Genomic DNA, 14382 nt, shown 5'->3' on the forward strand with positions numbered 1-14382 from the left:
CCAGCAAATCAGCTAAATTATAGGGAGGTTTTCCGTAGTTACTATTTGGATGAGTAGATATGTCAGAATTACAGGGAGGAATTCCCTAATTATTCTATCAGCACTTCAATTGATATGCCTTTGTTTAGTTGTTACAACGTTTGTCCACTATCTACCGTAATGATCTGTCCGGTCATTGCTTCCTGTTCGAGTGTCGCGCAGACGAATTGAGCGATATCCTCAGTAGATGATATACGCTGGAGCAGCAGATTAGGTGCTAATTTATGCATCTGTTCTTCTCGACCAGACCACCATCTGGTAGCAACAGCTCCCGGTGCGACACAGTTCACTCTAATAGTTGGAGCTAGCGCATGGGCGAGAGATTTCGTGAGGCCATGAACAGCAGCTTTTGAGACCGCATAAGGAAGGGATGAGCCTAAGCCAGTTTGTCCGGCGATGCTGCCGAGATTGACGATGGTGCCTGAACCGCTCAGGTTCATATACGGAGCAACTGCTCTGGCGCAGAAAAACATTCCTTTCACATTCACATCATAGAGTTCATCCCAGACTTCCTCCGTTGCTTTTTCCAGATCCCCCAGCGCAATATGTTTAGTAATACTGGCGTTATTCACCAGCAGATCTACCGTCCCAAAATGCTGAATAATCGAATGGACCATACTTCGCACTTCCTGATCCTTAGAAACATCGGCTTGTACTGCTATCGCTTGCCCACCTTGATTTATAATCGTATTCACGGTTTCATTAGCTTCTGCCTCGGATCTAGAATAGTTCACTGCAACAAGGGCTCCGCGTCGGGCTAATTCCAAACTTACAGCTTTGCCAATTCCAGTACCTCCACCAGTTACTAAGGCTACTTTATTGTTAAGATCCATCCTAATTCACTCCTTTCGTTGGCGTATGTTGTTGATATAGAGTATTCTATAGTGATTATTGGATTTCGTATAATTGAATTAATTGAAGGTTTGGTTCAATTTATTTGAATTAAGTAGTGGAGGGCTCAGTAATGGATCTAAAAACATTAAAAACCTTTCAAACCATTGTGATTTCAGGAAGCTTTAACCGTGCAGCAGAGGAATTGAATTATGCCCAATCCACGGTCACGATGCAAATGCAGAGGCTTGAATCCGACTTAGGGTGTCAACTGCTTGAGCGGGGAAAACAAATCTGCTTAACAGAAGCTGGTAGATTGTTTTATGAAGAGAGCTTACATATTGTTAAAGATATGGAGCGGTTACAGAGCCGTTTGGTCGATTTGAAGATAGGCGAGGCTGGCAACGTCCGCATAGGGGTAACGGATCCGACGGCGAGCTATCGTTTGCCGCAGCTGTTAAGCAGTTTTATGACGCAGTTTCCGAAAGTGAAAGTCTCCGTGGAGATCGCGGGAACCGCTGCACTCAGTGAACTGCTTTTGCGAGGCGAAATTGACATGGCTGTATGTTCAGCGCCAGAGCTGGGTAAGGAGCTTTATTTTGAACCCTTATTTACGGAGGAATTTGTGTTACTTATGCAAGAAGAGCATCCGCTAGCTTCCAAGGAGAATATCACGCCAGAGGATTTACAGGATCATCGGCTACTTATTACGGCAGCAAACTGCCCATATCGCAAAAAATTAGAAAGTGTGCTACAGGAATCAGGTGGTGCACCGTTCGATACTATGGAGATTGGAAGCATGTCGGCTCTAAAATATTTTGTGGAAAGTGGCTTAGGCGTCGCTCTTGTCCCTGAGATAGTCTTGAATCCGGCTCCTGCAGGAACGGTAGTGCGAAAACTGGAGGGAAAGGTTATCGATATGACCTGTGGAATCTTATGTAAACTTTCGGATTATCCCTTGAAGCTGGCGAGCTCCAGATTGTATCATTTTTTAAAGCAGGAGCTATCCGCGACAAGGATATTTTGAATTTTAAACGAATTGTATGTATTAGGAAAAAAGAGAGGGCGGTGCTTGATGTTTTTATGGAGAAAATTCAGTTTCTGGTTTTCGATTATTAGTATCATCATCTGTCTGGGTGATTATTTGGGGATTGAGATCGCAAACATCATGCTTGTACGACTTAATCCAATTATAGATACTCTGATCTTCATGAAGCCCTTTGCAAACTGGATGGTTGATGTTAATAATACGGAATGGGCTGCAAGCAGTATATTAATCAGCGTCAGATTTCCCACGTATGTAATTCATTTTGGGTCGTTCCTGATTCTAGGACTTCTTATAGATTATCTTATACATATATTTAAACAGAAGTAAAAAGCGAGCAGTATTAGCCGAGATGAGGAAAGGTGAGATGAGATGAGCGGAGTAGAGGGAAAGCTTGAGTTGGAGAGGATTGTTTTTATAGGAAGGACCTTTGAGGAATATTTACAGATGTTCAGATTGAAAGAAGCGGATCTTGTAGGCAGGCGGATTTTGGATTGTCCTGCAGGTGCCTGCTCTTTTACAGCGATATCGAATCAGTTAGGGAGTGACGTGACTGCTGCGGATATCGCTTATTATTACTCTGCGGATGAGCTTGAAGATAAAGGTGTACAAGATATTGAGCATGCTATGTCTGAACTGGTTAAGGTACAGGGCAATTTTGTATGGGACTACTTCAAGTCTATAGAGGATTTGACACAAGCGAGGAGTAGGGCTTTAAACGATAACATCAGGGATCAGAGACAAACCCCGGAGCGATATGTTCCTGTGATTTTACCTAATCTGCCGTTCAATGATGAGGATTTTGATCTGACTTTTTCTGCGCATTTCCTATTTATGTATAGTGATCGGCTGGACTATGATTTTCATCTAAGGACTGTTAATGAACTTATGCGGGTGACTAGCGGAGAGCTTCGTATTTTCCCTTTAGTTGATCTGTCTTGCAAAAGATATGAGCATCTAGATCGCCTTATAGATGAGATGGTTCAACAAGGTTTCGCTGTGGAGGAGATGGAGGTTCCTTATGAATTTCAAAAAGGGGCAAATCAGATGCTGAGCATTAGAAGAATGAAGCCATAAGATAGTAGATAGCTATAGTTTGTAAAATAAAAAACGAGGGCGTTCCTAAGCAGTTTTCATCGCTTTGGAACACCCTCGTTTTTTAATATAGCCCTATAAAAAATTACGCCACTTTCTCTTTACGTTCTGCTACATAACAAGCAATCCCCAGTACCAGACCGAGTCCTACTAGAACGGCACCGACCCATGGCAGCGAAGTAATCGCAAGATGAGAAATGACCCATCCGCCGATGAAGGCACCTGTTGCGTTTCCGAGATTGCCTGCAGAATGACTGGTTGTAGAAGCGAGAGCAGGAGCGGCCTGAGCCAGACTCATGATCCGTATTTGTAGTCCTGGCATGACCGCAAAGGATACCAAACCCCAGAAGAATATTGTGATGACCGCAGCTACTGGACTATGCATTGTGAAGGAAAAGATCGTAAGAATGACACTAACCGCGAAATAAAGTCCCACGATAGAAGGCATCAGCTTCCAATCTGCAAGCTTCCCGCCAACGATATTCCCGATGGTAACACCACAGCCGAAGAGAACTAGAATCCATGTCACACTATGCTCGGCAAAGCCGGTAACTTCCATTAGCAGTGGCGCTATATAAGTGAACACTGTGAACAAGCTGGCGTTACCAAGCGCACCGATCAGTAAGAATAGAAGCAGTTTAGGATTAGCTAGCGCAGAAATTTGCTGGATTACACTAGCAGGTTTGTCTTGTTTAATCTTTGGAATGAAAATAAGAATGCCGATTAGTGCAGCGACTCCCATGACTGCTATCGCAGCAAATGAGGCGCGCCAACCCATGTTTTGCCCAATAAATGTTCCTAAAGGAACACCGATGATATTAGCAATCGTTAGACCAGCCATCATAATGGATACGGCTCCGGCCCGCCTATTGGGCTTGACCAGATTAGAAGCGATCACTGCACCAACGCCAAAGAAAGTCCCGTGTGTTAAAGCTGTGATGATACGAGCAACCATAAGAACGGTATAGTTTGGAGCAAATACAGAGATTCCGTTGCCTAAAATAAATAATACCATGAGCAGGCATAACAGTTTCTTTTGCGGAATTCGTTGTGTAAGGATGGTTAGAATAGGAGCACCGACGGCTACCCCAAGGGCATACATCGTGATGAGCTGACCTGCAGTAGAAATACTAACCTGTAAATCTTTGGCGACATTTGGTAAAATACCCATGATGACAAATTCAGTCATTCCAATCGCAAAAGCGCCTACCGTAAGCGAAAGAATAGAGATGGGGAAAGGTTCTTTGCGTGTTTTTTCCACACGGGCTGGTTCCTTGTTGAGGTTTGGAATTGCGTTCATGGTGCCGATGTTCAACCTTTCTTCTGTCTGTAATGAAGCTCCACCCTTATTAAGATGATAGATCCGACATGTAGTACTGCTTTATATTATTTAGTTTTCTGAAATTATTTTCAAGAGAAATATTTATTTCAGATATTTTCATTTTAAATAATCATAGAAGGGATGAATTATTCATGATGGATGAAGGTGTAGTCCAAGTGCTCGAATTACCGGAGATGAAGCTAATAGGCTTGAGTATTACTTCTTCCTTTGTAAGGCACGAGACGGAAAGAGTAGAAGCTATGAAGCGAGAGCAGTATGTTCATGTAAAATCCAAAGGTGATCCCTATGAGGTTCTTCATGGTTATGTAAGGGAAAAAGATTTGCATAGTAATGATCGTGCACTGGCTATTGAAGTTTATCAGTTTGCTAATCCTACGTGGCCTGATGAGGTTGATGTGTACATTCCATTGCGATGAGAAATAATTATAAGCAAGCAGCTTTAATGGCGCTCCAGCACTTTGACCTCGATTGGACACAGATTCGTTTCAATCAACGATCGGACACTTGCACTTTTGTAATAGAGACAAATAAAGAGGGGACTTTTTTGCTGCGTCTTCACTCGGGGAGATCTAAAGAGGAAATAAACTCCGAAATCGCATGGCTGGAGCTTTTGAAGAGAAAAATCGATGTCCCCCTGCCAAAAGGCGTTCATGATCGAACAGGTTCTGTTACGTTCAAAGTGGAGCAAGGTCATGAGGATGGTATATATGCATCTTTAATGCGCTGGGTTGAAGGCGAACATGCGAACGAAAGACTTACCGAAGAACAAATTTACAAAGAAGGCGTTCTATTAGCCAAGCTACATAAAGCGGCACAGGAGCTTGAGTTACCTCCAGGCTTTAATCGTCCAGTGTGGGATGAACATAGCTTTAGAAAAGCAATGCTCCGATTAAAGCTGCACTACCATAGTTTTCTTTCGGATGATGAGTTCGTGCTGTATCAGTCTGCGGCTGAGAAATTATACAACTGGTTGAGTAAGCAGCATAAAAATAAGAACAGAAGGACATATGGCGTCATCCACGGTGATTTACATCAAGGGAACATCATATTTAAAGAGGGTGAACCTCGACCCATTGATTTCGGAAGATGTGGCTGGGGCTATTATCTTTATGATGTGGCACATACCATTCTAGGGTTGTATCCTTTACAAAGAGAACTGGTCATTAAGGGTTACGAAAGTGTGGCCAAGCTTGAAGGGGAGTGGGTTCAGACTTTAGAGCATTTTACGGTCATGGTTATGATCGAAAATTATTGCCATCACGCACCCGACCCTAGAGAAACCGAGGGACTGAAAGCAGAACAGCCTTATGCACAAGCGATTCTAAGGAATTATCTTAAGGGAGATCCTTTTCTTTTTAACACAATTGAGATTTAACGTATAAAAATAGGGCCTCTTTGGGGAATTTATTAAAAGTTCCCTAAGGAGGCTATTATAATGAAAAAAAGCTGGATTGCACCTCTTCTTATCGCAGTTATGCTCTTGTTGGGGCAACAACCTTGCTCCGCTAATGGGTTAGTTCAACCGCAGCCCGAGGCTCCGTCCAGATCTGATTCGGAACCGAAGCTTCCAGATCAGGATTCCCGCGAGCTCATGTACAAAGACACACTGATGCTCTTTCTTTTACCCCATATTGAGAAAAAAATGGCTGAGATTTATTCGCCACTTCTGACGATAACTCCGACAGTGTATCCTTATTTAGTAGAAGTTACAGATATGAAGAGAGTGAATGGATTTCGTCGGTTTGATTTCTTAATTACACTCAACATACACCCTACAGTGGGTCCGCATCTTTCCGTTGGAGAGGATACTATGACTTTTAGAATCACTCCTGGTCCTAAGGTGAAGTTAGAATCATTCAAGCATTTGAGAGACCCGCGTAAGTCTGACCTTACTCCAAATTATCAGAATATCTTAAGATAATACGGTAATTAACTCTTGCAATCACAATTTCGAACGCTTACCCAGCTAACCACACACTCCGATCTATGGGGTGTTTTTTTTGTGTCTAGAATGGTGGTGGATTATTGGCATGTATGGTATTATGAAAATAGTGGTTATATTGATTTTGGTTACTAAATTCAAATTATGAGGTGTGAGGATTGAGTGATCATAAATTCGGAGACGAACACAGAGATGAAATTTTAAGTGAATTCAATGCTAAAATCACAAGCGATATCACAAGTAGCTCTAAGGATAAAGTTAAGGTAGGCATAGCTACTAAAGACGGGCAGTTAGGGTTTCTTTTTACGAGGGGAGGTCTTCGGGAAGGGGCTGGCAGAAAAAGCACCGGTATAACTAAAAAGGTATCTTTGACGTTACCAGAAAAAATCTGGCAGGAAATAGAGCAGGCTTGTGAGGAACAGAACGTATCTCGCTCCCAGGTATTTCGGAACATTATTGAGGCACATTTTGCAAAGGAATCTAAGGAGAGTTAGGTGAGGTCTTTGCTAATCCATGTGTCAAAAGATTCTCTTAGCACTGCACTACAAGCAGCCTTAAAAGCTATATCCCCGAATAGTTCCTCCCGTGTTCTTTCCGGAATACATATTCAGGCGCAAGCGGAGGGTCTGACTTTAACAGCCAGCAATATAAGAATGACCATTGAATATAAGCTTCCTGTGAAGATGGATTCGATGATTGTACACAAACCAGGTGAGATCGTAGTGCCCGCACGTTATTTTTATGAGATCATCCGCAAGCTTGACCCTGGATTAATTAGGCTGGAAATCGCAGAGACATTGATTCTAAATATCCAATCGGGCAATACTCAGTTTCGTTTATGCGGGATGGACACTGCAGAATTTCCGAGAATCCATTACGTGGATCATCCAAACACCCAAAAGATACGCATGAAGAACACACTTTTGAAGCAAATATTTAAACATGTGGTTTTTGCGGTCTCTTCGTTGGAAACTAGACCTGTGCTCACAGGTGTTTCACTTCAAATAGATAATCAAAACATTCGCGTAGTCGCCACTGATGGCATCCGCCTCGCTCAGCATGTTGTTGAGAACGTAGAAGATTACGGAGCAAGTCCTTTAAATGTCATTATACCGGGTAGCACCCTTGAGGATCTTTTAAAAATAATAAACGATGATGAGGGCAGCAGCACCCAAATCGAGATAGGTCAGAAACAAATCAGATTTATTTCTGATGGCTTGAGGGTTCAGTCTGCGCTACTTGAGGGCACTTATCCCTATGTCGATAATTTAATTCCACAAGTATATATATCCGAAGTGATCGTTAAGACAGAGCGTTTGTTACGTGTGGTTGAACGTATTGCTATATTGGCTGGTGAAAGTGTAACGCTCGGTGTATATCCATCCGGTATACTTCATTTAATATCCAGGACCGCCGACGTGGGTGAGGCAAAAGAGGAAATTCCATTGGAGTATCTAGAAGGTGAATATTTTCGAGTAGCTTTTAACGGAAAATATTTCAGAGACATCCTTCGGGCGATCGATAGTGAGACGCTTAGAATAAGGTTTGCTGGAAAAGAAAGACCACTAGTGATACAGCCTGTAGACATGACTTCGTCCACACTTTTTTTAATTACACCAATGAGGACGCAGGATGGAGGATAGGCATATGAGCTTGCTAAGAAGAGTTCTCTTTGCTGGAAAAATATTATATTAATTACTTGGAGGGATGATCTATGAATCTGTTTCAGATGGGATCAAAGCCGCTTGGGACCGAACGAATCACAGCATTTTTAGAGGATAATTATGTGAGTATCGGATATCCCGGAATAGGGGATTTGGAGAACATCAGTAAAGTGGAGCTCCGTGATCGGATGATTCATACATACCAATACAGTGAGTTGGAGCTTACAGAACATATACAAGCCATTCAACTCTTCGTACATACGATGCAGGATGGCGATTATGTGCTGGTGTGTGATAGAGATTGGGTACATTTAGGTGATCTAGGCGATTATTTTTACAATGAATTATTTGACGCACCAGACATCGGTACATGCCATCGACGTGGTGTAACTTGGCTGAAAAGTCTTCCTATAACCGATCTAAACGCAGAGATAAAAGAGTTTCTTAGCAGTAGTGGAGTGGTCAAACAGTATAAGGGGCCGATGCCTAGTGCTCGTGTGGATCTGTGGATTACAGGTTCTTCTGATTCAGAGCAAGCGGTGAGTAATCGAATGCATGTGGATGAAGAGACATTATCAATGGCGCTCGATATTTTGAAGGAAGCTCTTGTTAGTGAGAACACCGAACGACGGGAACGAGCAGCGATTGCAATTCTTCAGTATGCTAAGTAGTGAAGAAAGATTTACGCTCCACATCCTTAGTAAAAAAGCGTTCCATCCGAACTTCAAATATCGGATGAAACGCTTTTGTTATATCTATCGATATCTTCCAATAATCCTCAGATAAATTCAACGAATTCATTGACCGGTTTACGATAGCCACGTGGTCTGATTTTATGTTTCTTGTCTTTGCCGATAGTGATCAGCATAACCGGTACCATATGATCGGGTAGATTTAAAGTGGATTGAATCGCTTCCGGATCAAAGCCGATCATCGGGCAGGTATCCCAGCCTTTATCTTTGGCAATCAGCATGAAGTGCATGGCAGAGAGTGAAGCATTCCGAATAGCCTCATCTCTTTGGAAAGCATCATTTCCTTTGTATGCATTGTTAATCGTTTCTATCTCTGCATCATAATCCTCTTGACTCATAGCCCCTAAAGCTTTAAGTCCTCCGAAGATTTCTGGGGCTTTCAGATAAGCATTCTTATCCCCGAGTACCACTATTACCGCTGAGGCGGAGTGGATTTTATATTGACCGTAAGCCGCTTTACGAATCTCTTCTTTTAAATTCTCATCAGCAACCACTTTATAATTGGCATGTTGAAGATTATATGCAGATGGAGCCAATCTGGCGTAAGAGAACATTTCCTCTAGTTCATTCTGAGGGATCTTCACCCCTTCAACAAAATTCATAGCAGACCTGCGGGATTCAATCAAATCTGTAAAAGCGCTCATGAGTTATTCCTCCATTTGTTATGTATTTGCTTGTTAATTATAAATAAGTGATATTTATAAATGAACTAACTATTAGTTACTAACTCAAAATAGCACAGTTAATTATATTCGTCAATGATTAAATTCACTACATTTACATTCAGCTCGCTAAGCACTTTGGAGTGTCGAAGAATAAATACTATGTTGTAAAATATTGGGATGTAAATTAGGATATTAGGATACGAAAAATTTAAATTGCTTTTATTAATGAAAGGGTGGGAATGTTGAACGATACTAGAGAGCAGTTGATAAAAGACTTGCAAAGAATTGAAGAGAACGATTACGAGCTTAGAAGTGGGGAGCAATTAAGGGATTATGTGAAATTGATGCTTGAGTACATAGGAGATCCACAGCCGAAGCTACGAGATGACTTGATCTATTCCACCTTCTACAAATGGATTAACGAGAAACAATGGTTTAGTGATGCGGAGCTTCGTGAACTACTTTTGATTCTCCTTGACGAGCAGCATTTGTTCTATCACATTGGCAGCAAAGGAGATCAGGCTGTGTTCACAAGAACGTTTTCGGTACTGATCGTTGCGCTGATTCTTCAGCGGCATAGGGAACAGGCTTTTTTAGATAGCGCAGAGTGTACAAATGTGAAGGAAGCGCTGATTAGATATTATGAGGAAGAACAGGATTTACGAGGATTTATGCCAGAAGAAGGCTGGGCACATGCTGCAGCCCATGGCGCAGATGCCTTGGATGAACTGGTACTCTGCTCGGAGAGTGATGCTGCAATAAGGGAAGAGGTTTTGGCAGTCATCCAAAGGATGCTTTACAACGATCAGCACATATTTAGCGACGAAGAAGATGAACGGATCGCTACGATTGTAGCTACAATGATAGATCATCATTTACTTCCACAACAATCTATTGTCGACTGGATTCGTAACTTGGAGCAATGTGGGGGGTGGCCGAGAAGCCGCGGCCAGTACGTTGCTCGTGTGAACACCAAAAATTTCGTTCGTTCTCTGTATTTTAGATTGCTACCATTAAAGAACAATCCGGCAATGGTCGAGGCTTTATTGAAAGCGGAGATGAATTTGAATGAATTTACACAATAAGCATTTAATCATCTATGCAAGTATAAATAATATCGAAAATTATGAATGATTTATTTTAATGTAATAAAAATCACAAAACTTTAGAAAAAATCAAAAACTTTGTGACATTTATAACTTGATAAGTGCTATAATAGAAATATGGCGTTATAAGTTTTTATTTTTTTATTACTATTAAGCAGCAAAGCTTATTTGCAGAGGAGATTCGGATATGTCAGAAACAATCACTCAAACACAACCTGAGCAAGAATCACCAAAATTAGCTGTCACTCAAGAACAAATGAATGTTCTAGAGCAGCTATTGAAGCCTGAAGTTCAGGAGTCGTTAACTGTCTTAGTGGAACAGTTGCCAAAATTAACAGAGCTTGTCGGCGTGCTCACAAAGTCATATGACTTTGTTCAAACTGTTGCTGCGGATGAAGTCTTGAAAAGTGATACGGTAAGTGCAATTAAAGAACTTGCTGAACCAGTGGTGCATTCGGCGAAGAATATGGCAGCTACAGTGATCGAAGCGCAAGATCGTGCGAATGAAAATAGCGATGTGATCGGTGTATTTGGTCTTATGAAGATGATGAAAGATCCACAAGCACAGAAGCTTTTCCGTTTCGTAAATGCTTATCTTCAAGTTGCCGGCGAACGCAGTCAACAGAAATAATATTTTTTATATCTCATTCGTAAGGACGGAGGAAACATCATGTCTAAACATATTGTCATTCTAGGAGCAGGTTATGGTGGTCTACTAAGCGCCTTAACTGTACGCAAGTACCTGAAGAAGGACGAAGCTAAAATTACAGTCGTTAATCAATATCCTACACATCAAATTATTACAGAATTGCATCGTCTTGCAGCGGGTAGTGTTGCAGAAGGTGCTGTTGCTATGCCATTAGCTAAGCTTTTTGCAGGTAAAGATATCGACCTGAAAATTGCAAAGGTGAATTCTTTTTCTGTTGAGAACAAACAAATTACACTATCTGATGGTGTGACATTGTCCTACGATGCTTTAGTTGTGGGTCTTGGAAGCACTACGGCTTATTTTGGCATTCCAGGTCTTGAGCAATACAGTATGGTATTGAAATCGGCAGCAGATGCTAACAGAATTCATCGTCATATTGATGAGCGTATCCGTGAATATGCGAAGTCTAAAAATCCAGCGGATGCAAGCATCCTAATCGGTGGCGGTGGCTTAACAGGTGTTGAACTTGTTGGTGAAATCGCTGATGTGTTGCCAACACTCACTAAGAAATATGGCGTGGATCCTAAAGAAATTAAACTGATGCTGGTTGAAGCAGGTCCTAAGATTCTACCAGTATTGCCAGATGCATTGATTGAACGCGCAGTGGCAAGCTTAGAAAAACGTGGTGTTCAATTCTTGACAGGACTACCTGTTACGAATGTAGCGGATAATGTCATTGACTTGAAAGATGGTCAAAAAATTATTGCTAACACCTTCGTATGGACTGGCGGTGTACAAGGAAATCCACTGATTGGTGAGTCCGGTCTTGAAGTGAACCGTGGTCGTGCAACGGTAAATGAATTCTTGCAATCCACATCACACAAAGACGTATTCGTTGCTGGTGACAGCGCCGTTGTCTTTGCCGAAGATGGTCGTCCATATCCACCAACTGCACAAATCGCTTGGCAAATGGGCGAATTGATCGGGTACAATCTTTATGCATACTTGAAGGATAAATCATTTGAATCCTTTAGTCCGATCAACTCAGGTACGCTTGCGAGCTTAGGTCGTAAAGACGGTGTAGCCATCGTTGGTGCTAGCTCAACTCCGCTAAAAGGATTACCTGCAACCTTGATGAAGGAAGCAAGTAATATTCGTTACTTGTCCCACATTAAAGGATTGTTTAGCTTAGCTTATTAATTGTATTTTTGGAAAACCTGCTCTAATTTGAGCAGGTTTTTTTGTTGATCTCTAGTGGTTTCTACCATGAATTGTTAATGATTGTCCTAGTACGTAGTATTCATTTTTGATATACTATATTGGCTAATATTAACAGGGGAAAATAGGGGGAGGATTACGTGATGTTATTCCGACAAAACGATGTCATTCTGTTTCAAGGCGACAGTATAACGGATTGGGGTCGTAATTATGAAGATGCTTCATCGCTTGGTGTAGGTTATGCATTGATGATCGCCGCTCGTCTGGGGCATTTATATCCTGAGAAGAATCTTACGTTCTATAATCGTGGAATTAGCGGCAACCGTGCAGTAGATTTGCAGGAACGCTGGGAGAAGGATTGCCTGAATCTGAAGCCGACTTGGGTGTCCATATATATTGGGATTAACGATACTTGGCGCCGCTTTGATTCTGGTCAGGAAACAACGCCTGAACAATTTGAAGCTGCGTATCGTGACCTGATCGAACGCACGCAGCATTCGCTGGCTGCTAATTTAGTCTTAATCGAGCCATTTGTGTTGCCTGTCCCAGAAGATCGTAGAACTTGGCGCCAGGATTTGGACCCTAAAATTCACATTGTTCGTGAACTGGCACGTGAATATGGTGCATTGCTTGTTCCGTTGGATGGCCTGTTTGCTGCGGCATCCGTGAAAGCAGAACCTGCTTATTGGGCTCCGGATGGAGTACATCCATCACCTGCGGGCCATGCACTTATTGCAGAGGCTTGGCTTAAGACGGTAGGCGCAATTCAAGCTTAATCGTCTGATCATATCACTACATATTTACTTGATTTTATAAGACTAGAACCACTCATTAAAGGAGCAGGTTATAGTCTTTTTTTAAAAATATAAGAATTTATATGTTCCATGCTATAAATTATCCTTATATTTCTCGCTTAAACACTTCGGAAAGTCGATTTCTTTAAATTTATGGACGCTGTTATAATTGGGTTATGTTTCTTTTCTTGGAGGTGGTTCGCATTAGGAAATTACTATGGGTTGTACCCTTGTTCTTGGTTGCTCTTTTAAGCGGGTGTAAGAATGATGTGGGCTTCATCAATGCAAGGTGGATCGCCGGAGTGTCTTTAACTCCTGTAACAACTAGTGATCAGAACCAAGTTGATCGACCCGAACATTTTGAGACCCTAATACTGAAGGACTCCGCTCTGATTAAGGCGCTTGCGGAGGCTATGAACAAGAGTGAAAAATTATCAGGTGAGCTAGATTGGGCTCCTGATTTCGATATGGAGCTTGTTTATGGTGATGGCTACTCGGAGGATTATTACATAGCAATAGGTGATGAACTTGGCTATAAAGGTTTATTTACTACAGCTGAGAATAGTGGTCAGGGCTATTCGATTCCGGTGAAGAACGCAGATCAAATAAGAAAACTCATCTATGGAACAGCAGATCAGGCGAACATAGAACAGACGGAGTCGCTGGAGTCCTCTATTAAGGTTACAGGTCCAGTAACGATATCACATAATGTTCTCTATCCCTTAACTACTAGAACTGGATTCTTGAATCTGCAGCTTTTAGATGGAACCTACAGTGAGGATTGGACAACACGAGGTCCGTTGATGGGAAGGAATTGGAGTGGCAGATTTGGGCTTGTTCTTATCGATAATCAAGGGAGAACTTTGAATAGCTTTCCACTCAGTGAACATTTTGAGGATCCCATAATATTTAATGATTTTTTCCAAATTCAGTTTGAGGACTATAATGGCGACGGCGATCCGGATTTTACGATTGGTCAGTACGGATCCAGTAACGGTTACTTCTACAAGCTATTTACGCTTAGAAAAAATAACGTTATAGAGGAATTAGGGATCAAACTCGGCTCTGATTTATTTATCAGCGGTCCTAAGGGGTATTCGATAAAGCTTGATAAAGTGGATGATCATAGCTTCAAGAGAAGTTATTACGATAATGTAGCGGGTAAACAGATGGAAGATATTTTTCAGTGGAATGGAAGTGCATTTCAGAAGTTAGACAAGTGATTCATACCAGAAGTGAG

Annotated in this window: 17 protein-coding genes; 14 read left to right on the forward strand and 3 right to left on the reverse strand. The window is 41.8% G+C overall.

Annotated elements, in window-relative coordinates; genetic code table 11:
* Positions 1 to 131: 131 nt before the first annotated feature.
* Positions 132 to 872 (reverse strand): SDR family NAD(P)-dependent oxidoreductase, encoded by a 741-nt coding sequence (locus tag MKY52_RS23965; protein ID WP_341053979.1) that lies wholly within the window; start codon positions 870 to 872, stop codon positions 132 to 134.
* 131 nt (positions 873 to 1003) lie between these two features.
* Between MKY52_RS23965 and MKY52_RS23970 the strand changes: the two genes are divergently transcribed.
* Genes MKY52_RS23970 through MKY52_RS23980 form a run of 3 tightly spaced genes read left to right on the forward strand, consistent with a single transcriptional unit; the run spans position 1004 to position 2992 of the window.
* On the forward strand, positions 1004 to 1897 hold the full coding sequence (locus MKY52_RS23970) for a LysR family transcriptional regulator (RefSeq protein WP_341053980.1): 894 nt from the start codon (positions 1004 to 1006) through the stop codon (positions 1895 to 1897).
* A gap of 48 nt (positions 1898 to 1945) precedes the next feature.
* Positions 1946 to 2245, forward strand: coding sequence for a hypothetical protein (locus tag MKY52_RS23975; RefSeq protein ID WP_341053982.1), 300 nt, complete (start codon positions 1946 to 1948; stop codon positions 2243 to 2245).
* Positions 2246 to 2287: 42 nt separating this feature from the next.
* Positions 2288 to 2992, forward strand: a complete 705-nt coding sequence (locus MKY52_RS23980; protein WP_341053983.1) for an SAM-dependent methyltransferase — start codon at positions 2288 to 2290, stop codon at positions 2990 to 2992.
* A 103-nt stretch (positions 2993 to 3095) separates the two neighbouring features.
* Here MKY52_RS23980 and MKY52_RS23985 read toward each other — a convergent pair whose 3' ends face one another.
* Complete coding sequence (locus tag MKY52_RS23985; protein WP_042193708.1) at positions 3096 to 4310, reverse strand: MFS transporter; 1215 nt, start codon at positions 4308 to 4310, stop codon at positions 3096 to 3098.
* A 173-nt stretch (positions 4311 to 4483) separates the two neighbouring features.
* On the opposite strand from MKY52_RS23985, the gene MKY52_RS23990 reads away from it, so the two are divergent.
* The 6 genes from MKY52_RS23990 to MKY52_RS24015 all read left to right on the forward strand — a co-directional run bounded on the left by MKY52_RS23990 (position 4484) and on the right by MKY52_RS24015 (position 8629).
* Positions 4484 to 4768 carry a hypothetical protein gene (locus tag MKY52_RS23990; protein ID WP_341053985.1) on the forward strand — a complete coding sequence of 95 codons (285 nt, stop codon included), beginning with the start codon at positions 4484 to 4486 and terminating at the stop codon, positions 4766 to 4768.
* On the forward strand, positions 4765 to 5727 hold the full coding sequence (locus MKY52_RS23995) for a phosphotransferase enzyme family protein (RefSeq protein ID WP_341053987.1): 963 nt from the start codon (positions 4765 to 4767) through the stop codon (positions 5725 to 5727). Before MKY52_RS23990 ends, MKY52_RS23995 begins: the two co-directional genes overlap by 4 nt.
* A gap of 60 nt (positions 5728 to 5787) precedes the next feature.
* Positions 5788 to 6273, forward strand: a complete 486-nt coding sequence (locus tag MKY52_RS24000) for a DUF3888 domain-containing protein (protein WP_341053988.1) — start codon at positions 5788 to 5790, stop codon at positions 6271 to 6273.
* A 179-nt stretch (positions 6274 to 6452) separates the two neighbouring features.
* Positions 6453 to 6788 carry a hypothetical protein gene (locus MKY52_RS24005; RefSeq protein ID WP_341053990.1) on the forward strand — a complete coding sequence of 112 codons (336 nt, stop codon included), beginning with the start codon at positions 6453 to 6455 and terminating at the stop codon, positions 6786 to 6788.
* On the forward strand, positions 6789 to 7937 hold the full coding sequence (gene dnaN / locus MKY52_RS24010; protein ID WP_341053992.1) for a DNA polymerase III subunit beta: 1149 nt from the start codon (positions 6789 to 6791) through the stop codon (positions 7935 to 7937).
* A 71-nt stretch (positions 7938 to 8008) separates the two neighbouring features.
* Positions 8009 to 8629, forward strand: a complete 621-nt coding sequence (locus MKY52_RS24015) for a hypothetical protein (protein WP_341053993.1) — start codon at positions 8009 to 8011, stop codon at positions 8627 to 8629.
* Positions 8630 to 8736: 107 nt separating this feature from the next.
* Here the strand turns inward: MKY52_RS24015 and MKY52_RS24020 are convergent, their stop codons facing one another.
* On the reverse strand, positions 8737 to 9354 hold the full coding sequence (locus MKY52_RS24020) for a nitroreductase family protein (protein ID WP_341053995.1): 618 nt from the start codon (positions 9352 to 9354) through the stop codon (positions 8737 to 8739).
* Positions 9355 to 9617: 263 nt separating this feature from the next.
* Between MKY52_RS24020 and MKY52_RS24025 the strand changes: the two genes are divergently transcribed.
* The 5 genes from MKY52_RS24025 to MKY52_RS24045 all read left to right on the forward strand — a co-directional run bounded on the left by MKY52_RS24025 (position 9618) and on the right by MKY52_RS24045 (position 14365).
* The gene (locus tag MKY52_RS24025) at positions 9618 to 10460 is read left to right on the forward strand and encodes a DUF2785 domain-containing protein (RefSeq protein WP_445671046.1); all 843 of its coding nucleotides are present in this window, start codon (positions 9618 to 9620) and stop codon (positions 10458 to 10460) included.
* A 208-nt stretch (positions 10461 to 10668) separates the two neighbouring features.
* The gene (locus tag MKY52_RS24030; protein WP_042187214.1) at positions 10669 to 11112 is read left to right on the forward strand and encodes a DUF1641 domain-containing protein; all 444 of its coding nucleotides are present in this window, start codon (positions 10669 to 10671) and stop codon (positions 11110 to 11112) included.
* Between the two features lie 39 nt (positions 11113 to 11151).
* Positions 11152 to 12330, forward strand: coding sequence for an NAD(P)/FAD-dependent oxidoreductase (locus MKY52_RS24035; RefSeq protein ID WP_042187216.1), 1179 nt, complete (start codon positions 11152 to 11154; stop codon positions 12328 to 12330).
* 161 nt (positions 12331 to 12491) lie between these two features.
* The gene (locus tag MKY52_RS24040; RefSeq protein ID WP_341053999.1) at positions 12492 to 13124 is read left to right on the forward strand and encodes an SGNH/GDSL hydrolase family protein; all 633 of its coding nucleotides are present in this window, start codon (positions 12492 to 12494) and stop codon (positions 13122 to 13124) included.
* Between the two features lie 320 nt (positions 13125 to 13444).
* A complete protein-coding gene (locus MKY52_RS24045; protein ID WP_341054000.1) occupies positions 13445 to 14365 on the forward strand; it encodes a hypothetical protein in 921 nt (306 codons plus the stop codon).
* The last annotated feature ends 17 nt before the right edge of the window (positions 14366 to 14382 follow it).

Source organism: Paenibacillus sp. FSL P4-0184 (assembly GCF_038004625.1).
Taxonomy (GTDB): domain Bacteria; phylum Bacillota; class Bacilli; order Paenibacillales; family Paenibacillaceae; genus Paenibacillus_AQ.

Coding starts and splice junctions, on each gene's coding strand:
- MKY52_RS24035 (WP_042187216.1), top strand. CDS start 11,152: ATGTCTAAACATATTGTCATTCTAGGAGCAGGTTATGGTGGTCTACTA.
- MKY52_RS23970 (WP_341053980.1), top strand. CDS start 1,004: ATGGATCTAAAAACATTAAAAACCTTTCAAACCATTGTGATTTCAGGA.
- MKY52_RS23975 (WP_341053982.1), top strand. CDS start 1,946: ATGTTTTTATGGAGAAAATTCAGTTTCTGGTTTTCGATTATTAGTATC.
- MKY52_RS24000 (WP_341053988.1), top strand. CDS start 5,788: ATGAAAAAAAGCTGGATTGCACCTCTTCTTATCGCAGTTATGCTCTTG.
- MKY52_RS24020 (WP_341053995.1), bottom strand. CDS start 9,354: ATGAGCGCTTTTACAGATTTGATTGAATCCCGCAGGTCTGCTATGAAT.
- MKY52_RS23995 (WP_341053987.1), top strand. CDS start 4,765: ATGAGAAATAATTATAAGCAAGCAGCTTTAATGGCGCTCCAGCACTTT.
- MKY52_RS24040 (WP_341053999.1), top strand. CDS start 12,492: ATGTTATTCCGACAAAACGATGTCATTCTGTTTCAAGGCGACAGTATA.
- MKY52_RS23990 (WP_341053985.1), top strand. CDS start 4,484: ATGATGGATGAAGGTGTAGTCCAAGTGCTCGAATTACCGGAGATGAAG.
- MKY52_RS24030 (WP_042187214.1), top strand. CDS start 10,669: ATGTCAGAAACAATCACTCAAACACAACCTGAGCAAGAATCACCAAAA.
- MKY52_RS24015 (WP_341053993.1), top strand. CDS start 8,009: ATGAATCTGTTTCAGATGGGATCAAAGCCGCTTGGGACCGAACGAATC.
- MKY52_RS23980 (WP_341053983.1), top strand. CDS start 2,288: ATGAGCGGAGTAGAGGGAAAGCTTGAGTTGGAGAGGATTGTTTTTATA.
- MKY52_RS23985 (WP_042193708.1), bottom strand. CDS start 4,310: ATGAACGCAATTCCAAACCTCAACAAGGAACCAGCCCGTGTGGAAAAA.
- MKY52_RS23965 (WP_341053979.1), bottom strand. CDS start 872: ATGGATCTTAACAATAAAGTAGCCTTAGTAACTGGTGGAGGTACTGGA.